The sequence below is a fragment of the Mycobacterium sp. RTGN5 genome, from assembly GCF_033804465.1.
Lineage (GTDB): Bacteria > Actinomycetota > Actinomycetes > Mycobacteriales > Mycobacteriaceae > Mycobacterium.
Genome location: NZ_JAPZLA010000001.1, coordinates 1,087,336 through 1,109,085 on the forward strand (window position 1 = coordinate 1,087,336; position 21,750 = coordinate 1,109,085).

At 67.4% G+C, this 21,750-nt stretch carries 20 protein-coding genes and 1 pseudogene; 12 read left to right on the forward strand and 9 right to left on the reverse strand.

The genetic code is table 11. From position 1 onward, the window contains the following. Window positions 1-17: 17 nt before the first annotated feature. Entirely contained in the window at window positions 18-1,577 is a 1,560-nt protein-coding gene (locus tag SLQ31_RS05340) for an APC family permease (protein ID WP_319430310.1), read from the reverse strand. Window positions 1,578-1,872: 295 nt separating this feature from the next. Between SLQ31_RS05340 and SLQ31_RS05345 the strand changes: the two genes are divergently transcribed. The 6 genes from SLQ31_RS05345 (at window position 1,873) to SLQ31_RS05370 (ending at window position 6,570) form a co-directional block, all read left to right on the forward strand. Further along, on the forward strand, window positions 1,873-2,886 hold the full coding sequence (locus SLQ31_RS05345; protein ID WP_319430312.1) for a phosphotransferase enzyme family protein: 1,014 nt from the start codon (window positions 1,873-1,875) through the stop codon (window positions 2,884-2,886). A 42-nt stretch (window positions 2,887-2,928) separates the two neighbouring features. After that, window positions 2,929-3,705: a 3-oxoacyl-ACP reductase FabG gene (gene fabG, locus SLQ31_RS05350; protein WP_319430314.1), complete on the forward strand. Its 777-nt coding sequence runs from the start codon at window positions 2,929-2,931 to the stop codon at window positions 3,703-3,705. A gap of 4 nt (window positions 3,706-3,709) precedes the next feature. Next, a complete protein-coding gene (locus SLQ31_RS05355; protein WP_319430316.1) occupies window positions 3,710-4,495 on the forward strand; it encodes a GntR family transcriptional regulator in 786 nt (261 codons plus the stop codon). A gap of 46 nt (window positions 4,496-4,541) precedes the next feature. Further along, window positions 4,542-4,901 (forward strand): FKBP-type peptidyl-prolyl cis-trans isomerase, encoded by a 360-nt coding sequence (locus tag SLQ31_RS05360; protein WP_319430319.1) that lies wholly within the window; start codon window positions 4,542-4,544, stop codon window positions 4,899-4,901. Between the two features lie 48 nt (window positions 4,902-4,949). After that, window positions 4,950-5,696: an SDR family oxidoreductase gene (locus tag SLQ31_RS05365; protein WP_319430321.1), complete on the forward strand. Its 747-nt coding sequence runs from the start codon at window positions 4,950-4,952 to the stop codon at window positions 5,694-5,696. 124 nt (window positions 5,697-5,820) lie between these two features. Next, window positions 5,821-6,570: a class II aldolase/adducin family protein gene (locus tag SLQ31_RS05370; RefSeq protein WP_319430323.1), complete on the forward strand. Its 750-nt coding sequence runs from the start codon at window positions 5,821-5,823 to the stop codon at window positions 6,568-6,570. A 235-nt stretch (window positions 6,571-6,805) separates the two neighbouring features. Here the strand turns inward: SLQ31_RS05370 and speB (SLQ31_RS05375) are convergent, their stop codons facing one another. Genes speB (SLQ31_RS05375) through SLQ31_RS05390 form a run of 4 tightly spaced genes read right to left on the reverse strand, consistent with a single transcriptional unit; the run spans window position 6,806 to window position 11,088 of the window. Then, the gene (speB, locus tag SLQ31_RS05375) at window positions 6,806-7,765 is read right to left on the reverse strand and encodes an agmatinase (protein ID WP_319430325.1); all 960 of its coding nucleotides are present in this window, start codon (window positions 7,763-7,765) and stop codon (window positions 6,806-6,808) included. Beyond that, window positions 7,765-8,859 carry an agmatinase gene (speB, locus tag SLQ31_RS05380; RefSeq protein WP_319430327.1) on the reverse strand — a complete coding sequence of 365 codons (1,095 nt, stop codon included), beginning with the start codon at window positions 8,857-8,859 and terminating at the stop codon, window positions 7,765-7,767. Before speB (SLQ31_RS05380) ends, speB (SLQ31_RS05375) begins: the two co-directional genes overlap by 1 nt. 28 nt (window positions 8,860-8,887) lie before the next feature. Next, window positions 8,888-9,529 carry a TetR/AcrR family transcriptional regulator gene (locus SLQ31_RS05385; protein ID WP_319430329.1) on the reverse strand — a complete coding sequence of 214 codons (642 nt, stop codon included), beginning with the start codon at window positions 9,527-9,529 and terminating at the stop codon, window positions 8,888-8,890. Further along, window positions 9,529-11,088, reverse strand: coding sequence for an ABC transporter substrate-binding protein (locus SLQ31_RS05390; protein ID WP_319430331.1), 1,560 nt, complete (start codon window positions 11,086-11,088; stop codon window positions 9,529-9,531). Before SLQ31_RS05390 ends, SLQ31_RS05385 begins: the two co-directional genes overlap by 1 nt. A 151-nt stretch (window positions 11,089-11,239) precedes the next feature. Here SLQ31_RS05390 and SLQ31_RS05395 point away from each other — a divergent pair, with 151 nt between their 5' ends. Further along, the gene (locus SLQ31_RS05395) at window positions 11,240-12,037 is read left to right on the forward strand and encodes an SDR family NAD(P)-dependent oxidoreductase (protein WP_319430333.1); all 798 of its coding nucleotides are present in this window, start codon (window positions 11,240-11,242) and stop codon (window positions 12,035-12,037) included. Here the strand turns inward: SLQ31_RS05395 and SLQ31_RS05400 are convergent. Both SLQ31_RS05400 and prrA read right to left on the reverse strand, forming a co-directional pair. Next, entirely contained in the window at window positions 12,034-13,371 is a 1,338-nt protein-coding gene (locus tag SLQ31_RS05400) for an ATP-binding protein (RefSeq protein ID WP_413641514.1), read from the reverse strand. The genes SLQ31_RS05395 and SLQ31_RS05400 overlap by 4 nt on opposite strands. Before the next feature lie 4 nt (window positions 13,372-13,375). Further along, window positions 13,376-14,077 carry a two-component system response regulator PrrA gene (gene prrA / locus SLQ31_RS05405; RefSeq protein WP_094475739.1) on the reverse strand — a complete coding sequence of 234 codons (702 nt, stop codon included), beginning with the start codon at window positions 14,075-14,077 and terminating at the stop codon, window positions 13,376-13,378. A 218-nt stretch (window positions 14,078-14,295) separates the two neighbouring features. Between prrA and SLQ31_RS05410 the strand changes: the two genes are divergently transcribed. Continuing rightward, window positions 14,296-16,254 carry an ABC transporter ATP-binding protein gene (locus SLQ31_RS05410; protein ID WP_319432854.1) on the forward strand — a complete coding sequence of 653 codons (1,959 nt, stop codon included), beginning with the start codon at window positions 14,296-14,298 and terminating at the stop codon, window positions 16,252-16,254. Beyond that, complete coding sequence (locus SLQ31_RS05415; protein ID WP_319430338.1) at window positions 16,251-18,068, forward strand: ABC transporter ATP-binding protein; 1,818 nt, start codon at window positions 16,251-16,253, stop codon at window positions 18,066-18,068. The genes SLQ31_RS05410 and SLQ31_RS05415 overlap by 4 nt, the downstream gene beginning before the upstream one ends. 9 nt (window positions 18,069-18,077) lie before the next feature. Here the strand turns inward: SLQ31_RS05415 and SLQ31_RS05420 are convergent, their stop codons facing one another. Beyond that, window positions 18,078-18,338 (reverse strand): hypothetical protein, encoded by a 261-nt coding sequence (locus tag SLQ31_RS05420; RefSeq protein ID WP_319430340.1) that lies wholly within the window; start codon window positions 18,336-18,338, stop codon window positions 18,078-18,080. An 88-nt stretch (window positions 18,339-18,426) separates the two neighbouring features. Here SLQ31_RS05420 and SLQ31_RS05425 point away from each other — a divergent pair, with 88 nt between their 5' ends. From SLQ31_RS05425 to SLQ31_RS05435, 3 genes and pseudogenes are all read left to right on the forward strand, one after another. Then, a complete protein-coding gene (locus tag SLQ31_RS05425) occupies window positions 18,427-18,873 on the forward strand; it encodes a MarR family winged helix-turn-helix transcriptional regulator (RefSeq protein ID WP_319430342.1) in 447 nt (148 codons plus the stop codon). An 82-nt stretch (window positions 18,874-18,955) separates the two neighbouring features. Beyond that, window positions 18,956-19,603 (forward strand): annotated as a pseudogene (locus SLQ31_RS05430) (phosphoribosyltransferase); the annotation flags it as partial. 58 nt (window positions 19,604-19,661) lie between these two features. After that, a complete protein-coding gene (locus SLQ31_RS05435) occupies window positions 19,662-20,255 on the forward strand; it encodes an NUDIX hydrolase (RefSeq protein WP_319430344.1) in 594 nt (197 codons plus the stop codon). Here the strand turns inward: SLQ31_RS05435 and SLQ31_RS05440 are convergent. Beyond that, window positions 20,252-21,724 (reverse strand): carboxyl transferase domain-containing protein, encoded by a 1,473-nt coding sequence (locus tag SLQ31_RS05440; RefSeq protein ID WP_319430346.1) that lies wholly within the window; start codon window positions 21,722-21,724, stop codon window positions 20,252-20,254. The genes SLQ31_RS05435 and SLQ31_RS05440 overlap by 4 nt on opposite strands. Between the last annotated feature and the right edge of the window lie 26 nt (window positions 21,725-21,750).

Below are 21,750 nucleotides of genomic sequence, written 5' to 3' on the forward strand. Positions count from 1 at the left end.
GCCCGTGACTGCCTGAGCTAGCGTTCGTGTGCCTCATCGAGCACTGTGCGGCCCAGTTCCGAATAACGCTGCGGCGACGTGTATTTCAGCACCACCGCCAGCACGATACCGCCGATTCCGACGACGGCCACCACATACGGGATCGCGGCGAAGACCCAGTCGGAGGCGGCGGTGCCCGCCGCGAACGACGCGTTCTTGCCCAGCAGGTAGATCACGTAGAGCATGCCGAGCCCACCCAGCAGTGGGGCCAGGAACGTGCGGAACCAGTTGGCCGTCTCGGGATGGTTCTTGCCGACGTGGAAATAGGCGATCACCGCGAACGCGGCCAGCGCCTGCACGAGCAGGATCGCGGTGGTGCCGAGCAGTGCCATCAGCCCGTACAGACCGGTGTAGGGGTCGCGGCCGGTCAGTGCGAAGAACAGCACCACGACGGTGGCGAATCCGGTCTGCACGAAACCGGCGATGTGCGGGGATCCGTGCGAGGGGTGGGTGGCACCGAGCGTCTTGCGCATGCCGGGGATGACGTTCTCCCGGCCGATCGCGTAGATGTAGCGGGCGGCGCAGTTGTGGAACGCCATACCGCAGGCGAACGAACCGGTCATCAGCAGAATCTTGAAGAGGTCGACGGCCCACGTGCCCAGGTGTGCACCGACCGGACCGAAGAAGATGTCCCCGGCCGTCGACGAATCCTGCGCCAGTGCAATGGCATTCTGCGGTCCGGTGCCCACGATCGCCAGCCACGAGATGAGGACGTAGAACACCCCGATGCCGATCACCGAGCTGATCACCGCGATCGGGATGATCTTCTTCGGGTTCTTGGACTCCTCGCCGTACATCGCGCTGGACTCGAAGCCGACCCACGACCAGAACGCGAAGAACAGGCCGATACCGGCCGACCCGGCCACCGTGATCGCGCTGCCGCCTGCGCCGGCCACCGTGCCGGACAGGTTCTGAAAAGCGTTGAGCGGGTTCAGTGAACCCCAGGACCAGCCCTGCGGACCACCGCCGGTGAACAGCACCGACAGCGCCATCAGCGACAGCATGAAGATCTCGGTGATCAGGAACACCCCCAGCACCCGCGCCGCGACGTTGATGTCGAAGAACGTCAGCAGGGCGTTGATCGCCAGCATCGCGATCGCGAACACGATCCACGGGATGTTCACGTGGAAAAGAGAATTGAACGTGTCGTTGCCGAAGAAGGCGAAGATGCCGATCAGCGAGGCCTCAAAGACCATGTACGACATGGTGGTCAGAAAGCCGGCGCCGAGCCCGACGATGCGGCCCAGTCCGTGCGAGATGTACCCGTAGAACGCGCCGGTCGCAGTGATGTGCTTGCTCATCGCGGCGTAGCCGATGGCGAACAGTGTCAGCACGATGGTGGCCACGAAGTACCCGGCGGGGGCATAGACGCCATTGCCGAACCCGACTGCGATCGGCACGTTGCCGACCATCGCGGTGATCGGGGCGGCGGTGGCGACGGCCATGAACAGGACGCCCATCAGCCCGATGGCATTGGGTTTGAGCCGCTGGACGGTTTCGGGTTTCGCCGCGACGGGCGGATCGATGATGTCGCTCATAGTGTGAATATCCCATCTGATGCGTGACTGGGGTCGCGCCGGTTTTTGGTTTGGTTCAGCTGGTCTGGTTTGGCCCGGTGCTGGTGTGCCCGGGGAGCGAGGGCAATGTCGACAACGGCTCTGTGGTGCGACGACGACATTGTTACTCTCGTCAGATCGCCTGGTCAACAGGAACAATCGGGCCAATACCGGCCGCGTGTTTCGGCTGTGTTTCCCCGAGTCCGCGTATGAAACCAGGACGTTAAAAGTGCCGATTTGGTCTGCTCGTCCCGCGGTTATGGTCCACACTGGTCGCATGCCGGGACTGCCGCCGACTCATGAGTTGTTCGCGCGCGCCGCCCTTCCCGCCTATGGCCGCGACGGCGAGACGCCGCTGCGGTTGCTCAGCCTTTCCGAGAACGCCACCTATCTTGTCGACGACGACCAGCCGATCGTGCTGCGGGTGCACCGGCCCGGTTATCACTCGTTGGAGGCGATCCGCTCGGAGCTGGCGTGGATGCGGGCCCTGCGTACCGAGACCTCGGTTGCCACGCCGGAACTGATCGCGGCCAGTGACGGTACCGACGTCGTGGTTGCCGAAGTCGACGGCGGCGCGTTGCATGTCGACGCGGTGACGTTCGTCGCGGGCTGCACGGCGGAGGAGGATCCCGAGGCCGTCGGATTCGACGAACTCGGCCGGCTCACCGCCGTCATGCACGAGCATGCCCGCAACTGGAGCTTCCCCGGTGACTTCACCCGGTTTCGCTGGGACCTGGAGACCATACTTGGCCCGCAGGCCCGGTGGGGCAACTGGCGCCTGGCGCCGGGCCTGACCGATGCGGACCGGGCCCTGATCCAGCGCGCCGCCGATGACATCACCGCGAAGCTGACCGATTTCGGCTGCGCGCCAGATCGGTTCGGCCTGGTGCACGCCGATCTCCGGCTGGCCAATCTGATGGTCGACCCTGCCGACGCGGCGGCCGGTATCACCGTGATCGACTTCGACGACTGCGGCTGGTCATGGTATTTGGCCGATCTCGGGGCTGCGGTGTCGTTCATCGAGGACACCCCGGCCGGTGAACGCATCATCGCCGAGTGGCTCGCCGGCTATTTCGAGGCCGGATCGTTCCCCGCCGAACACCTCGCGCTGATTCCGTCGTTCGTGATGATGCGCCGGATCATGCTCACCGCCTGGATCGCGTCCCACTACGACGCCGACGCGGCGATCGGCGTGGGCGAGCAATTTGCACCTGATACCGCTTCGCTGGCGCAGCGGTATCTGGACGACCCGACCTGGCTGCAGGATGCGATCTTCGGATCGCGGGTGTGACTCGCATATTTATGAATTGCGCTGTAGCGGAAAGGATTGCACGTGTTTGATCTGCAATCGACGTCGGTCCTGGTGACCGGTGGCAGCAAGGGCATCGGACGGGGTATCGCCGCGGTGTTCGCCACCGCAGGAGCCAACGTGGCGATCGCCGCGCGGTCGGCGGCCGAACTCGAGACGGCGGTGGCCGATCTGGACACGCTGGGCGCCGGCACGGTGCTGGGCGTGCAGACCGACGTCACCGACCCGGCGGCATGCGCGAGCTTGGCCGCCCGCGTCGTGGACGCGTTCGGCGGCATCGACATCGTCTGCGCCAACGCCGGCATCTTCCCCGAGGCGCCGCTGGCCACCATGACCCCGGCCCAGCTGTCCGAAGTCTTGGACGTCAACGTCAAGGGCAACGTGTTCACCGTGCAGGCCTGCCTGGATGCGCTGATCGCCTCCGGGCGGGGCCGGGTGATCCTGACGTCGTCGATCACCGGTCCGATCACCGGGTTTCCCCGCTGGTCGCACTACGGTGCCTCGAAGGCCGCCCAGTTGGGTTTCATGCGCACGGCCGCAATCGAATTGGCTCCGCACGGGATCACCGTGAATGCGGTGCTGCCGGGCAACATCTTCACTGAAGGACTTGCCGACATGGGCGAGGAGTACATCGCGGGCATGACCCGGGCGATCCCGGCGGGCGCGCTGGGCAAGCCCGAGGACATCGGTCACCTCGCCGCGTTCCTGGCCACGGTCGAAGCCGGCTACATCACCGGCCAGGCCATCGCCGTCGACGGCGGCCAGGTGCTGCCGGAGTCGCCGGATGCGGTGCGCCCCTAGTCCAATGGAGGAGTCGGAGGGGGGACCGATTGCCGAGGATGTGCGACGGCGCATCCTCTCTATGCTGGCGCAGGGCGCCCTGCGGCCCGGTTCGCGGTTGGGCACCGAACGCGAAATGGCCGACCGCTTCGAGGTTTCCCGGTCCACCCTGCGCAGCGCGCTGCTGCCGTTGAGCCGCGCTGGTGTGCTGGAGCGGCGGACCGGACGCAACGGGGGCACCTTCGTCCGCGCCGATGTCGTGGAACGCAATGCCGCCGAGCTGACCGGGTTGCCTGCCCGGCTGCGCAGCGGCGGGCACACCAGCGCCACCCGTGTGCTGGCCACCGATCGCCGGCCACCAACGCCGGCTGAGGCCGCGGCGCTGGAAATCGACGATCGCCGAGAGGTTTTCGCGATCCGCAGGCTGCGCTACGCCGACGGGGTGCCGCTGTCGGTGGACTTCTCGTGCTTCGTCGCCGACCATGTCATGGATCTGCTGGAGCAACCACTGGGTGGCTCGCTCTACGAGTTGTTCGCCGTCCGTTACGGACTGGTGCCCGCCACGTCCAGCGAGACCATCGAGGTCGTCAGCGCCAGCCCTCGGGAGGCGCAGTGGCTCGGCGTCGCGCACCGGCGTCCGCTGGTGGCGATAACCCGAGTTACCCGTGATGCCGCCGACCGGCCCTTCGAGTACGCCTATGACCTGTTCCGCGCCGACCGGGTCCGATTGACGGCAACGACGTCGACGGTGACCGCGCGGGAGCGCCTCGGGACGGACGGCCGGGTGGAACGGTCGGTCAGCAGCGCCTAGGCGGATCTCTCTTGTCGTCGATCTCGGGGCGGCTAAAGTGTGTGCTGTGACGAAACCCGTGATCGAATTTCCCGACGGACCGGCGCCCACCGAATTGGTCATCAAGGACCTGGTGGTCGGCGACGGCGACGAGGCCACTCCCGGTGCCGTCGTGGATGTCCACTACGTGGGTGTCGAGTACGACACCGGTGAAGAGTTCGACAGCTCGTGGAATCGCGGGGAGTCCATCTCCTTCCCGTTGCGTGGGCTGATCCAGGGCTGGCAGGACGGCATTCCGGGCATGAAGGTGGGCGGTCGGCGGCAACTGACGATTCCGCCCGAGCAGGCCTACGGCCCGGCCGGCGGCGGGCACCAGCTGTCCGGTAAGACACTCATCTTCATCATCGACCTGCTGGCCACCCGCTAATCGCGCGGTCGCCGAGCGCGACGTGCTTTCGGCGTGTGTAATGCCGGTGTGAGTAGCCAACCGCGCACGGCGATCGTCACCGGGGCATCCGGCGGCATCGGTTCGGCCATCGCCGCGATGCTGCACGAGGAGGGCTTCGCGGTCACCCTCATCGGGCGCGATCCGGCCAAGCTGACGGCGGTGGCGTCGGCGGTTGCCGACCCCGGCGGTCCGCCGGTGCACACGATGTCCGGGTCATTGGCCGAGGAGACGTTCCTCGACCAGATCGTCAGCGAACACACCGCGCGGTACGGCTCGCTGGACCTGCTGGTGAACAACGCGGGGGTCGCGGGCAACCGCGAGGTCGGCGAGATCACCGCGGACTTTCTCGACGAGCAGTTCGCGGTGAACATCCGTGCAGTGATCCTGCTGACCAGCAAATCCTTGCCGCTACTCAAAGCGGCTGTGCAGCAGCGCAAATCGGCACAGATTGTCAACATCGCGTCGAACGCGGGGAAACGCGGCGAGGCGACGTTGGCCTCGTACTCGGCGACCAAGTTCGGCGTCGTCGGGTTCACCGAATCGCTGCATGACGAGTTGTCGATCGCCGGTATCAAGGCAACCGCGATCTGTCCGGGGTTGGTGAACACCACGATGGCCGACGACTACCGCGACAGCGTCGGTGCCGACGAGATGATCGCCCCGAGTGACATCGCCGAAGCCATCCGAATGACGATCAGGGTGTCCCGCAGTTGTGTGGTGCCCGAGATCGTGCTGCTGCGACCGATCGAATGGCGGCAACCGCCCGGGGCTTAGTTCGGGGTCGCGCTCGGTGACGACCACGACCTTGGGGCGCTCAATCGCATCAATTTCGGTAGTCTAGCGAAGACGAAATGTGATCGCCTGATGGACTATTCGATGCCGGTGAGCGAGGTGCACGATGGACGCTGACAGCGCGTTCCTCGACCCGGCTGCCGACGAGCCGGTCATCACCGATCCCGCCGAACTGCGGGCGCACCGCAAGCGGCGTCTGGCGCTGGCTTACCGGGTGTTCGGCGCGATGGGGTGGGGCTCGCTGGGAGACGGGCACATCTCGGCCCGCGACCCCGAGCGGCTCGACAGCTTCTGGCTAGGTCGCTACGGGGTGCCGTTTCGCTTCATGACCCCCGATGATCTGGTCCTGGTCCACGCCGACGGCTCGGTCGACGACGGCGGCCACATCAACATGGCCGCCTATTACATTCACGCCCCGGTGCACGAGGCGCGCCCCGACGTGGTTGCCGCCGCGCACTGCCACACGCCTTACGGGACACCGTTTTCCGCGTCGGTCACCAAGCTGACACCGATCTCGCAGGAGGCGTGCGCGTTCTTCGACGATCACGAGATCTTCGACGACGAGGAAGTCAACATCGGCTCGACCGACGGCGGTAAGCGCATCGCGGCGGCTATCGGGGAGGCCAGGGCCGCGATTCTGCGCAACCACGGGCTGCTGACGGTGGGCACCAGCGTGGACTCGGCGGTCGGATACTTCCTGATGATGGAGCGCAGCGCCGAGGTCCAGCTCAAGGCGCGCGATGCCACACCGGTCGGAGCAGACGCGGCTCGGCGGGTGCACGACATGTTCGACGAGCGCGAGGCCTGGCAGATATTCCAGTGGGCGCAACGGACTTACGTACCCGACGCACCGTGACGTCAGAGATCCTTGTCCAGCTCGTAGGCCCAGCGTTCGCAGCGCAGCTGCGCCCGTCGGACGATCCACCCAAAGCAGCTTGACGCCGGGAGTATCACCAGCAGTTCTGCCATCGTCATGATCCCGCCTCTCGTCTCTGAGAAGCAGCTTGGCAGCTCCGGGGTACCGGTGTCTTCGGTGCTGGCAGGCGTTTCGACCCCCCTGCCAACCGGTATCGACGGCGGCTAGCAGAACCTCAGCCGTTGGCCACCATCAGGCTGAGCAGGTCGAACACCACGGTCGCGGCGGCGATCGAGGTGATTTCGGCGTGGTCGTAGGCGGGTGCAACTTCCACCACGTCGGCGCCGACGACGTTCAGCCCATCGAGCTTGCGAAGCATTCGCAGCAGTTCCCGTGAGGTCAGCCCGCCCGACTCGGGTGTTCCGGTCCCCGGCGCGAAGGCGGGGTCGAGGACGTCGATGTCGATCGAGAGATACACCGGCAGATCGGCGACGCGGCGGACGACGATGTCGACGGCCGCCTCGACGCCCATGACGTCGAGGTCCCCGGCCCGGATGATCCGAAATCCCATCCGGGCGTCGTCCTCGAGGTCCATCCGGTCGTAGATCGGGCCGCGGATGCCGACGTGGATGGAGTGGTCCTCGATGAGCAGACCCTCCTCGAACGCCCGGCGAAACGGCGTGCCGTGCGTGACCGGGGCGTTGAAATAGGTGTCCCAGGTGTCCAGGTGAGCATCGAAGTGCACCAGCGCAAGTGGGCCGTGGAACGCATGCAGCGCACGAAGATTCGGTAGCGCGACAGTGTGGTCACCACCGATTGCCACGAACTTTCGCCCCCGGTCGCCGATGATCTCGCGCATCCCGTTCTCGATCTGCGTGCATGCCTCGCCGATATCGAACGGGGTGATGGTCACGTCGCCGGCGTCGACGATCTGCACCTGTTCCAGCGGGGCGACACCGAATTCGACGTGATATCCGGGGCGCAATGTGCGGGCCGCCTGGCGGACGGCCATCGGGCCGAATCTCGCGCCCGGCCGGTACGACGTGCCGCCGTCGAAAGGTAAACCGACAACGGCGATGTCGTAGTCGGATACCTCGTGGATATCCGCGATCCGTGCGAAGGTGCCCTTGCCTGCGTAACGGGGCACCTGGGTCGCGGGGAGGGCGCCGATCGGTGGGCGGGGTGTGTCGGACATCAGTGATGGTGGTGGGGTCGGGAGCCGCCCTCACCACGGCGGCGGGCCTCTTCGCCCTCGGTGATCCGCCTCAGCTGCTCATCGACGTCACGTCCCGCCAGCAGGGGCGTCATCGGATCCCATGTGGTGCCCTCGGCGTTGTCCTTGCGGCGGCGGGCGATCGCGGAGACCACCTCAAGGACAACGCGATTGCCCAGCAGGGCGGTGATGTCGGCATGGTCGTAGGGCGGTGCGACCTCGACGATGTCCACCCCGAGGACCGGAAGTTCGTAGCAGATTCGCCGGACGGCATCGAGCAGTTCGCGGGCCGAGAAGCCGCCCGGCTCAGGTGTTCCGGTGCCGGGCGCGTGGCCGGGGTCGCACACGTCGATGTCGACCGACAAGAACACACCTTCGCAGTCCGAGGTGGCGATTTCGAACGCCTCGGTCAGGCACGACTCCAGGCCCCGCGCGACGATCTCGGTCATCTCGTAGGACCGCAGGCCGTGCGCCGCCATCCACTGCAGCACCGGCTCGTCCGGCCAGTATCCGCGCAAGCCCAACTGCAGGAACCGGTCTCCGCGCAGCGCACCGGATTCGATGAGTCTGCGCATCGGCGTGCCATGCCCGACGAGTGAACCGTTGAGAATGTCCCCGGTATCGGCATGGGCGTCGAAGTGAATCATCGAGACCTTGCCGAACCCGTGGTGGCGGGCCACCCCGGTGTGATCGGGCCAGGCGATGGTGTGGTCACCACCGAGGATGATCGGGATCGCGCCCGCGGCGCTGATCTTGTACACGTCCGCTTCGATCATCGCCACGGCCTGCTCGATGTTGCCGCTGTAGAGCATCACGTCGCCGGCGTCGTAGACGCGCAGATCCTTGAGGCCGTCGACCCGTAGGGCGAGGCTGGGCCGCGAGCCGTCCTGTGGTAGGTAGCACGCTTGGCGCAGTGCCGACGGGCCGAACCGTGCGCCGGAGCGGTAGCTCGTTCCGCCGTCGAGCGGGGCGCCGAGGATGACGATATCGGCGTCGGCATAACTGGATTCGTCGGTGAGGTCGCAGCGAGGGACACCGAGAAAGGTGATGTCGGGACCGAACAGGCTGCCTGCCATCTGTCGTTCGCCTTCCTGTCGGGTGGGGTTATTCGGTGTCGTGCAGGGCGATGACGGCGGTGAAAGCGTGCCGCAGGGTCGCCCGGATCCGTCGTTTGTCCACCGGCCCAAGTGGGCGGTAGAGGTTGTCGATCTCCAGGCCCGCCATCACCGCCATGACGGTCCGGGCGTCGAGTTCGGGCTGGTGCGAGCCGAGCTCGCGGAAGAGCCGACTCAGTGCGGGAACCATTGCCGCATACCACGCTTCGAACATCGGCCGCAGCCGCGCGTCACGGCTGGCCTCGGTGACCAGTTCGTAGCGGGTGACGATCGCGCCGCGCGGCGAGCTGAACCCGTCGATGATCATGTCGGCGACCAGATCGGCGAGCTGTTCGGGCGACATCGACGGCTCGAGGCGCTCCGCGGTGTAGACGACCCGGTCGATCTCACGATCCGACAGCTGGGCAAACGCCTGAGCAATCAGGTCGGACTTGTCGTCGAAGTAGTAGCTCAGCGCACCCAGCGGCAGTTGGGCCTGGTTGGCCACCAGACGCATCGACAGTCCGGCGAGGCCGACCTGGGCCATCACTTCGATCGCGGCGTCGATGATCTCGGTGCGGCGCGCCGCACCGCGTCGGGTATTACCGGTACTGCGAAGTGGCTCAACGGAAGTCGTTGCGGCCTTTGCCATCATCCCTGGCGCTTGAGGGTGGAGAAGTCGGTGTCCCACATCCAGGCCGGCTGGCTCTGCCAACCCGAGTAGCCCTTGCGGGCGGCGACCGTGTTGTACAGGTCCGACAGGTTGATCCAACACAGTGAGTCGCGGTAGGCCTTGGCGGCTTCGACATACAGCGCCTGCGATTTCGCCGGGTCGGGTTCGGCGCTGCCGGCGTCCAGGAGCTTGTCAGCTTCCGGCACCGAGCAGCCCTCGACGTTGACCGGCGCGTTCGTGTATTGGTAGATCCTCGAGAAGGTATCGGGGTGAGCGGCATCAGGATTCCACGACTCCGCGAACAGATCGGGCCGCTGGTCCGGGTTTTGGGGCAGTGCGAACAGCTGCGCCGACGGGAAGTCTCGGACCGTCGCCTTGAAGCCCGCGGCCTGCAGGATCACCTGGGTCTGGTTGGCCAGGTCTTGCAGGCTGCTGTCGCCCGACGGATAGCCGATAGAGACCTCACCGCCGTTCTTGCCGACCGCGGCCAGTTTCGACGGATCATAGGCGTGCGTGTCGGGTACCGCCCCGTCCGGCAGCATCCCGACTGGGTAGAACTGGGTCGATGGAGCACCCTGTTCACCGAAAACCTGTGTGGTCAGCGCTTTCTGATCGAGAGCGGCGGACAATGCCGCTCGCGCGTCTTTCGAGGAGAAGACCGCCGACGCCGGATTCACCATGATCATCGCCTTGATCAGCGCCTTCTGCTGCAGGACCTCGGTATTGGCGCCGGTGGCCAGGGCCTCGTAATCACCCTTGGACAGCCCGTGCAGAACCATGTCGAGTTCACCGTTGCCGAGCTGGAGTCGCTGCACCGCTGAGGAAGTCACTACCGGCATCTGCACCGAGGTGATCTGTGGAGCCGAGCCCCAGTAGTTCTTGTTTGCGGTCATCGTGTAGTGGCTGGCCTGGACCGCCTCGGTCAGCTCGTAGGGCCCCGTTCCCGCGGTGTGCGACGCCAGCCACGCCGAGGCGTGGTCGTTGCCGCTGGTGTGCTGGGCGACCACGGTCGGGCTGGTCATCAGTGGGCCGTAGGGGGAAGCGAGGTAATCCAGAAAGGGCGCAACGGGTTTGGTGAGGGTGACGATGAAGGTGTGCGGGTCAGGGGTCTGCATATCTTTGAGGTCGGCCAGCATGTAGGCGGGGCCACCCGCCATGTCGATGCGCCGTTGGAAGCTGGCCTTGGCGGCGGCGGAATCGAACGGTGTGCCGTCGGCGAACTTGACGCCGTCGCGCAGGGTGAAGGTGTAGGTGAGCCCGTCGGGCGTGACGTCCCACTTGGTCGCCAGCAGGGGGGCGATCTTCGTCGACCCCGGCGCGTACTGCAGCAGTCCCTGGTAGGTCGAGGTCATGATCAGCAGACCCTCGGGCTGGTAGAACGTGTCGGGGTCCAACGGCGGTGGGTCGGACATCAGCGGAGTGCGTACCGTCGATGCGGTCGCCGCACTGTCGTTGGGGCTGTTGGTCTTTGCCGAACAGGCCGTGCCGACGAGCAGTAAGGCGATCGCCAGGGGTGCGATTCCCGACGTGAGTTTCATCGGGCCAGTCTCGGGGCGGCTGATTTCGACTGTGTGACACGGCGGTTACTACCTTGTACGAACGTCCAAGATTTGGACGATCGACCTAGAAATGCCCGTCGTGGCGCCTTACTGTCGCCAGGACAGCTGAAATTCGAAGGGAGCAAGCACAATGCCCGCTACGCCAAGTGCGTTCGATCTCACCGGCCAGGTGGCTCTGGTCACCGGATCGAGCAGCGAGATCGGTATCGGTTTCGCTTCGGCGCGGCTGCTGGGTCAGCTCGGGGCCGCGGTGATGGTGACCGGAACCACCGACCGGGTTCGCCAACGCGCCGACGAGCTCGCAAGTGAAGGCATCCAGGCCGACGCGTACATCGCCGACCTGTTCGACCGCGACGCGGCCAGTGGACTTGTCGCGGCCACGGTTGCGGCGTTCGGCAAGCTGGACATCCTGGTGAACAATGCCGGCTTGGCGTCGGTGCACAGCCCCGAAGAGCCCAACTCGCTGATGGTGATGACCGACGAGGAGTGGTCACTTGCCTTGCGCCGCAACCTGGACACCGCGTTCTACGTCACCCGGGCGGCACTGCCCGGGATGGTCGAACGTGGGTACGGCCGCATCGTCAACGTGGGCTCGACGGCCGGTGTGCTGACCGCGTATGCCGGCGACGTCGGCTATCACACCGCCAAGGCCGCGATGCTGGGGATGACCCGGTCGGCGGCCGTCGACTACGCCAAGACCGGCATCACCGCCAACCTGGTACTGCCTGGATGGATCGCGACGGCGGCCCAGTTGCCGTCCGAGGTCGCGGCGGGCAACGCCACCCCGATCGGGCGGTCGGCCACCGCGGACGAGGTCGCATCCGGCGTCGCGTACCTGGCCACTCCCGGCGCCTCGTATGTCACGGGCACCACCTTGATCATCGACGGCGCCAACGCGATCTGCGGAGCGACGCCGGCTGAGTCCTAGTGCGGCGCGGGCAACCTCAGCACCAACCGTGCGCCACCGAGCGGACTGTCCTCCAACGAGGCTGCACCACCGTGTAATTCGGCCTGCTGGGCCACCAGCGCAAGGCCGAGTCCTGAGCCCGAATGGGATGCTGTCGACCCGCGGGCGAAGCGTTCGAAGACCGCCGAGCGTTCGGCTTCCGGCAGGCCGGAGCCGTTGTCGTCGATCGCGATCTCCACGCCCTCCCGGGAGCTGACCGCCGAAAGCTGCACCCGGGTCGCGCCACCGTGCTTGACCGCGTTGGCGATCGCGTTGTCCACCGCCAGCCGCAGCCCGGCGGGCAGGCCGATGATGATGCACGTGGGCGAGGGCGTCAGCGATACGTCGAGATCGGGGTAGACAAATATCGCGTCGTGCGCGGCACGGTCGAGCAGTTCGGTGATGTCGACCGGAACATGGTCGGCTTCGGTCGAAAGTTCGCCCTGGGCAAGGCGTTCCAGCGCACCCAGGGTGGCCTCGATACGGGTCTGGGTGCGCACAACATCGCCGAGCAATTCCTTGCGCTGCTCCTCGGTGACGTCCAGGGTGGTCAGCACCTCGAGGTTGGTGCGCATCGCGGTCAGCGGCGTGCGCAGCTCGTGGGCCGACACCGCGGCGAAGTCGCGCGCGGAAGCCAGCGCCGCCTGGGTCCGGTCCTGTTCGGTCCAGATCCGCTCCAGCAGCCCCTTGATTGCCTCGCCGATCTCCACCGCCTCGGTGGCGCCGCCGATTTCGACGTCGGGCGCCTTGTCGCCTGCCTCGATCTGCCGGGTCTGGGCGGCCAGCCGCCGCAACGGCCGGACCGCGAACGTGGCCAGCGCCCAGCCCAGCAGCGCGGCGGCGCCGACGGCGAGTGCGCAGATGACCAGCACCCGGCGATGCAGGTTGTTGGTGTCGGCGATGGTGTCGTCGTAGGTGGCGCCGACCTCGAGTGTGGTGGCCTCCGGATAGGAGAGCTCCACCGTGCGCACCCGGTAGCGGACGCCGTTGACCTCGGTGGTGGCGTAGTCGGAGTTGAGCCGCGGCAGCAGGACGTCGGAATTGGACCGGACCTTGTCGCCGCGGCGGACGGTGATCACCACGTCCTGGTCGTTGGGTGACGGCGGGATCTGGTCAAGCCCGCGGGGAACGAATGGAACCGCGAAGCCTGCGGCCTCGTCCAACCGGCGGTCCAGGCGTTCCAGGCGGTCGTTGGTGATGCCGATCCAGACGATGGTGCCGACGATGGTCACCACGATCGCCGCGCCGATCGCCGTCGCGAATGCCACCCGGGTGCGCAGCGAAGGAGTGCGGCGAAAGATACGCGCGAGCTTCACGACGTCACTGGGTGCGTAACACGAAGCCCACGCCGCGCACGGTATGCAGCAGTCGGGGCGCGCCGCCGGCCTCGAGCTTGCGGCGCAGGTAACCGATGAAGACGTCGACGACGTTGGTGTCGGCGGCGAAGTCGTAGCCCCACACCAGCTCGAGCAGCTGGGCACGGCTCAGCACGGCCGTCTTGTGTTCGGCGAGCACCGCCAGCAGATCGAACTCACGCTTGGTGAGGTCGACGTCGACGCCGTTGACCCTGGCTCGCCGGCCCGGGATGTCGACCTCGAGCGGGCCGACCTGAATGGTCTCCGAGGAGAACGTCGCCGTCGCGCCCCGCCGGCGCAGCAGCGCCTTGACCCGGGCCACCAGCTCGGCCAACACGAACGGTTTGACCAGGTAGTCGTCCGCCCCGGCCTCCAGGCCGGCAACCCGGTCGTCGACCGAGCTGCGGGCGGAGAGCACGCAGACCGGGACGTCGTTGTCCATCGCGCGCAGCGCGGTCACCACGCTGACGCCGTCCAGCACCGGCATGTTGATGTCGAGCACGATCGCGTCGGGTCTGGTTTCGGTGGCCGACCGCAGGGCTTCGGCGCCGTCGACGGCGGTGGCCACCTCGAATCCGGAGAGCCGCAGCCCGCGCTCCAGCGATGCGAGCACGTCGGGATCGTCATCGACCACCAGTACTCGGGGTGCGGCCGAACTACTGTCCATGGCCCATATCTTGCCTGATCGAAGCTCGTACCCGTGGGAGGCCGCCGCGACACGGCACATCCGGGGGAAGGGTTTGACCTCAAGCATTGTTCAGGTTTTAGCGTGGGGATGTTGTGACCGATAACCGATTGCCGTGCGTGCGATCATCAAACGCGGGGGGTGCTGAAGGTATTGGCCGGACCTCAATTCTCTTTCAGCGGTAGTCGATGACTAAGGAAATGGTTGACGCGGTGGATGTGGTGACTCCTGAATCGGGCGCGAGGCGCCCGAATCCGGCCATCGCCGCGCCGCGACCGGCGCCGCGGGGCGCTTCTGATCTGTTCCGGTTGCTGCCCTATCTGATGCCGTACCGCGCGCGCTGGATCGCGATGGTCACCGTCGCCGTCACCAGCCTGGTGGCCACCGTCGCCATCCCGCTGATGACCAAGGCCGTGATCGACGGGCCGGTACGCCACCACGACCAGCACGGTCTGTGGGTGGTCGGCTCGGCTGCCATGGCGATCGGCGTCTCCGAGGCCGTGCTGTGGTTCATTCGCCGCTGGCTGGTCGCCCGGGCCACCATGGGGGTGGAGGTCGATATCCGCAAGGATCTCTACGCCCGGTTGCAGATCCTGCCGATGTCGTTTCACGGCCGTTGGCAGTCTGGTCAGCTGTTGTCGCGAATCATGAACGACCTCAGCGTTATTCGGCGGCTGCTCTCGTTCGGGTTGGTCTTCCTCATCCTCAACGTCCTGCAGATCACCGTCGTCACGATCATCCTGCTGGCCATGTACTGGCCGCTCGGCGTGGTGGTGCTGGTCTCGATCGTGCCGATCACCCTCACCGTGCTGCACTTCGAGCGCGCCTTCACCCGGCTGTCTCGCCAAGCTCAGGACCAGGCCGGCCACGTCGCCACCCAGGTCGAGGAATCGGCGCTGGGATTGCGGGCGGTGAAGTCCTTCGGCCGCGAAGACTACGTCTACGACCGTTTCGACGAGCAGGCCAGCACGCTCTATGGCACCCAGATCCAGAAGGTCGCGGTGTCGGCGAAATTCTGGACCCTGCTCGAGGTGATTCCCAACCTCACGCTGATCGTGGTGCTGGGCTTCGGGGCCTACGCCGCCGGGCATGGCCTGGTCACCCTTGGCACCCTCGTCGCGTTCATCACGATGATGCTGTCGCTGGTGTGGCCGATCGCCTCGCTCGGCTTCCTGCTGTCGATGACCCAGGAGGCGATGACGGCGGCCAACCGGATCGCCGAGATCTTCGACGCGCCCCGCGAGATCACCGACGGGCCCAGCGCGGTGGCACCGCGCGGCGGACGGCTGGAGCTCGCCGACGTCGGTTTTCGCTTCCCGGACAGTGAGACCTTCGCGCTGCGCCATGTCAGCGTCACCGTCGAACCGGGGGAGACCCTGGCCTTGGTCGGCGCCACCGGTTCGGGCAAGTCGGTGCTGGCCTCGCTGCTGCCCCGGCTTTACGACGTCACCGAGGGCACGATCCGCATCGACGGCACCGATATTCGCGAGCTGACCCTGGAGGCGCTGCGCGAGACCGTCGCCACCGCCTTCGAGGACCCGACGCTGTTCTCGATGTCGGTGGCCGAGAATCTCAGGCTGGGACGCCCAGAGGCCACCGACGACGATCTCGCCAGGGCCATCGAGATCTCCGCCGCGCAGTTCGTGTACGACCTGCCGTTCGGCCTCCAAACGCGGATCGGCGAACAGGGCATGAGCCTGTCAGGCGGTCAGCGGCAACGGCTTTCGTTGGCCCGCGCGATCCTGGCCGAACCGCGGATTCTGGTCCTCGACGACACGCTGTCGGCCCTCGACGTCCACACCGAGGCCGAGGTCACTGAGGCGTTGGGGCGGGTGCTTGCCGGTGTGACGGCGGTGGTGGTCGCCCACCGCGCTTCGACGGTCTTGCTGGCCGACAAGGTCGCACTGATCGACACGGTCGACGGGGCGGGCACCATCACCCACGTTGGCACCCACGCCGAACTGCTGGCCACCGTGCCGCGCTACCGCTTCCTGCTGGCCGCCGACGACGAGCTCGACGACGGCTGTGAGCCCCGGCCCGGGTGGGAAGACGACGACCAGCGCCGACGACTCGATCGCACCTACGACGAGTCCCGTGAGGAGCGCGGCGCTGCCCGCCGCACCGCCGATTACGCGTCGCTGGAAGGCAGGCGACGATGACCGCCACCGAATGGCGTGGCCGGCTCGACGAGCAGCCCGACGACCTGCCCATCGATGAGGTCACGCCGCGCCGCCGTGAGGCACGCGCGCTGCTGGGCTCGCTGCTGGCGCCCTTCAAGAGGACCGTCGGGCTGCTCGCGCTGGTGGTCATCGTGGAAAACGTTGCGCGGCTGTCGGTTCCGCTGCTCGTTCAGCGCGGCATCGACCACGCGATCCCACCCCTGGTAGCCGGTGGCTCGGCGCGTGAACTGATCATCGTCGTTGCGGTGCTCTGCGGTGTGGTGTGCGTGCAGGCGATCAGCCGGCTGGTGTTCCTGAACCGCTCCGGGCGGATCGGCCAGCGGGTGCTGCTGGAGGTGCGCCGACGGGTGTTCCGGCACTTCCAGCGCCTCGACGTCGCCTTCCACGACCGCTACACCTCCGGGCGGGTGGTCAGCCGGCTGACCAACGACGTCGACGCGATCCAGGACATGCTGGAGACCGGGTTCGACAGCCTGATCACCGCCGTGCTGACCCTGTTCGGCACGGCCATCCTGCTGGTCGTCCTCGACGTCCGGCTCGGCCTGTTGTGTCTGGCCGCCTTCCCGATCCTGGTCGCGCTGGTCTGGTGGTTTTCCTCGGAGTCGGCCAAGACCTACCGCCGGGTGCGGGAAAGCGCCGCGCTGGTGATCGTGCAGTTCGTCGAGACGATGACCGGTATCAAGGCGGTGCAGGCCTACCGCCGCGAGCCGCGCAATCAGGAGATCTTCGACGAGGTCGCCGACCGGTACCGCGCCGACAACGAAGAGACGTTCCGGCAGCTGGCGATCTTCATGCCTGCGGTCAAGCTCGTCGGGAACCTCACCACCGGCCTGGTGTTGCTCTACGGCGGGTACCGGGCGCTGCACGGCGAGATGACGATCGGCACCCTGGCGGCGTTCCTGCTGTACCTGCGGATGTTCTTCGAACCGATGCAGGAGATCTCGCAGTTCTTCAACACCTTCCAGTCGGCGTCGTCGGCGTTGGAGAAGCTGGCCGGGGTGCTGGCCCAGAAGCCGGCGATCGCCGACCCGGCGGTTCCGGTACGCCCGGAGCGGATTCGCGGTGAGATCGCTTTCCGCGACGTGGACTTCAACTATGTGCCGGATCGCCCGGTGCTGCCCGGGCTGTCGCTGCTCGTGCCGGCCGGGCAGACCGTCGCGCTCGTCGGCACCACCGGTGCGGGCAAGACCACCATCGCCAAGCTGATCGCGCGGTTCTACGACCCGACGTCGGGGGCGGTCACCCTCGACGGTGTCGATCTGCGGGACTTCGCGCAAAGCGACCTGCGCCGCCATGTCGTGATGGTCACCCAGGAGAACTTCCTGTTCTCCGGAACCGTCGCCGACAACATCCGGTTCGGCCGGCCCTCGGCCACGGACGCCGAAGTGCACGCCGCCGCGACCGCAGTCGGGGCCGACGAATTCATCGCGGCGCTGCCCGAGGGCTACGACACCGACGTCGCGACCCGCGGGGGACGGTTGTCCGCCGGGCAGCGACAGCTGATCGCGTTCGCCCGGGCGTTCCTCGCCGACCCGGCGGTGCTGATTCTCGACGAGGCGACGTCCTCGCTGGACATCCCGAGTGAGCGGCTGGTGCAGCGCGCGCTGCGGACGGTGCTGGCCGACCGGACGGCGCTGATCATCGCCCACCGGTTGTCGACGGTCGAGATCGCCGACCGGGTGCTCGTGCTCGAGCACGGCCGCATCGTGGAGGACGGTCCGCCCGCTGACCTCATCGACTCGCAGGGCCGCTATGCCGCGTTGCACCGGGCCTGGCTGGAATCGCTGGCCTGATCGCCGCGGTCACAGTCCGTCGATGATCTCGGCGACGCGGGGCGATCGGGGTACCAGCACGTCGAACACCCCGACCGCCTTCACCTTTGCCGCGTCCCGACGTAGCAGGGCGACCAATTCGGGGTAGTCGGGGTCGTCGGGTTGCAACGCTTCGAGCCTCTTGACGTTGGCGACCCATGCGGCGACTGTGCCCTTGCGTACCTCGACCCCGTTGAGCACAGCCGAGTCGGCGCCGTCGGCCAGCATGTCGCTGGCACTGGTGATCTCCATGCTTCGACCCTCCTTCGATATGTGCAACTTGCACGCATATTGAAAGGCTAGCGCCGGATGCGTGCAATTGTCACGTATTATTTCGAGCATGGTCGGATCGTCCGCGGCAGCGCGGGTGCAATCGGCGCTGGGCAGGCTGCTCCAGCGTGGTAATCGCGTGCATCTGTACGGCCGACTGGTCGACGGTGTCGCCGGAGTGGACGCGACGTTGTATCCGGTGCTGTCCGGTTTGGCGCGGACCGGCCCGGCCAGTGCGACGGAACTGGCCGCGGTTATCGGCCTGGATCGGACGGCGACGACGCGGTACGCAACCCGGCTGCAGTCCGCGGGTCTGATCGCGCGCGCCCCCGACCCCGCCGACGCGCGCGCGACCCTGCTGGAACTCACGCCGGCCGGCCGCAAGGCGGTAGCCAGGGCGCGCAGCAATCTCACCCACGTCATCAACGAGGTGCTCGACGACTGGCCCCTCGCGCAGGCCGAGCAGTTCGCTGCTGCGCTCGAGGATTTCGTCACCAGGCTGGAGAGCTCTACGTAAGGCGGCGCCGAGATCGACGTTTTGGCGTCAACGTCTCGCACTTTTCCGCCCAAACGTCGGTTTGGGCGGAAGATGGGACAGTATGCGGCGCTACGCCGATCGGGCCGACGCCGGCCGAGGGCTGGCCGGCTGGCTGCTGGGTTACCGGGACCGTGACGCCTTGGTCCTCGGCTTGCCGCGCGGTGGCGTTCCGGTGGCTTTCGAGGTCGCGAAGGCGCTTTCGGCCCCGCTGGACGTGCTCGTCGTGCGCAAGCTCGGCGTGCCGAGCCAGCCCGAACTGGCGTTCGGCGCCATCGGTGAGGGCGGCGTGCGGGTGCTCAACGATTCGGTGTTGCGGCATGTGGTGCTCAGCGATGCCGAGATCGCCGAGGTGGAGGCGGGGCAGCGCACCGAACTGCGGCGTCGCGTCGAGATGTACCGCGGCGACCGGGCCCCGATTCCGTTGACCGGCCGGGTCGTGGTGATCGTCGATGACGGATTCGCGACCGGCTCCACCGCCCGCGCGGCCTGCCTGGTGGCCCGCGCGCACGGCGCCGCCACCGTGGTGCTGGCCGCCCCGATCGGCGCGCCCGACACGATCGCCGAATTGCGCGACTACGCCGACGATGTCGTATGTCCTGGTGCCCCAAAGTGGTTCAGCGCGGTGGGCCAGGGCTACGACAACTTCGAGCAGACTGCCGATGAGGAAGTCTGCACTCTTCTGCGGTGCGTCGAACGCGGCTTTACGCAATAATGAGTTAATCAGCGATACAACAGAACAAGAACTCGATCACTATCCGCGCCCGAATGTGGCCGTGGACACCGCACTCCTCACCCTCGACCCGGCCGACCCGGAGCTGATGGTGCTGCAGGTGCGGCACGCCGATGCCCCCGGCTGGGGGCTGCCGGGGACCTTCCTGCACCCTGGCGAGCGGCTTGCCGATGCGGTCGCGCGGTCACTACAGGCCAAGGCCGACGTGCGCGGGCTACGCCCACGCCAGTTGCACGTGTACGACGACCCTGCCCGCGACAGCCGCGGCTGGGCCCTGTCGGTGGCGCACGTCGAAGTCGTGCCGATTCGCCGACTGGACTCCCGCACGCCGGGCCAGACGCGTCTGGTCGCGGTGGCCCGCCCGGGCCGGCTGCGGTACGGCCACGCGGAGATCATCGCCCGCGCGGTCGAGCACGTCCGCGACCGCTATGCCGAGCAGCCCGACCCCGGCCACCTGCTCGGGCGACAGTTCACCCTGGGCGAGCTGCACCGGGTGCACCAGGCGGTGGCAGGCCGGCCAATTCAGCGCGACGGGTTTCGCCGGCTGATGAAACCCCTGCTGCGGCCCACCGGTCACCTGGTCGCCCGCACCGGCGGGCGGCCCGCGGAGCTGTTTCGGCGCAATCCCTAGCCGGGCAAGCCGATCCGTCGATACCGCTGCAGGCGCGCCGCATAGCGCAGCTCCGGGGGCTTGCCCCGCAGGTCGTGAATCTCCCTGGCGATCGCGTCGGACAGCCGGCGCGCGAACTCGACAGGCTCGTCGGCCGCGTCGGGATGTTCGGGCACGATCGCGTCGACGATGCCGTTGCGCAGCAGATCGGTAGACCGAATCCCTTGTGCTGCAGCCAGTTCCGGAGCATGAGCGGTGTCGCGGAAGACGATGGCGCTGGCGCCCTCCGGCGGCAGCGGGGCGAGCCAGCCGTGTTGGGCGGCCAGCACCCGGTCCGCCGGGACCATCGCCAGTGCGGGGCCGCCGCTGCCCTGGCCGAGCAATACCGACACTGTCGGGGTGTCCAGCGTGACCAGATCGGACAGGCAGCGGGCGATCTCGCTGGCCAGCCCGTCCTGCTCGGCCTCGGCCGACAGCGCAGGCCCGGCGGTGTCGATGACCAGCACCAACGGCAGTTGCAGGCTGGCGGCCAGCGCCATGCCACGCCGGGCTTCGCGCAGCGCGACGGGGCCCACCACGCCGCCCACCACGCGTCGCTGGCCGACGACAACAGCGGGCTGACCGCCGAAGCGGGCCAGCGCCAGCACTGTGGTGGCCGCCTCGCCGTGGGTGCCGGACAGCAGTACCCGGTCGGTGGCTGCCTCCCGCAGCAGCCAGCTCACCCCGGGCCGGTCGGGGCGCCGCGACGCGATCACGGACTCCCACGCCGGTACGTCGGGAACCGGCTCGGCGGGGGCCGCCGCGGGCGGAGCCGTCGGCGCATCGGTGATGACGGTCAGCGCGCGATCCAGCATCCCGCGCAGCGCCTCGAGACCGACCACCGCGTCAATTACGCCGTGCCGCAGCAGGTTCTCCGCGGTCTGCACCCCGGGCGGGAACGGTTCGCCGTAGAGCTGCTCGTACACCCGCGGCCCGAGGAAACCGATCAGCGCGCCCGGCTGGGCCGCGGTGATGTGGCCCAGCGAACCCCACGACGCGAACACCCCGCCGGTTGTCGGGTGCCGCAGATACACCAGATAGGGCAGGTGCGCCCGCTTGTGCTGGGTGACCGCCGCGGCGATCTTCACCATCTGGAGGAACGCGACCGTGCCCTCCTGCATCCGGGTGCCACCCGAGCTCGGCGACGCCAGCAGCGGCAGCTTCTCGGCGGTCGCACGCTCGACAGCTGCGGTGATGCGTTCGGCGGCGGCCACCCCGATGGACCCGGCGAGGAAGTCGAACTCGCAGGCCACCACTGCAACGCGACGGCCGAACACGGTGCCTTCACCGGTCAGCACCGCCTCGTCGAAACCGGTGGCGGCGCGGGCCTGCTCGAGCTCACGGGTGTAGGCCTCGTCGGCGTCGATGAGCAAAGGTGCGTCATCCCAGCTTCGGAATGACCCCGGGTCCAGTGCGGCGTCGCGCAGTTCGGCAGCCCCGATGCGGCTCATCAGATGAGGCTATCCGCCAGTACCCT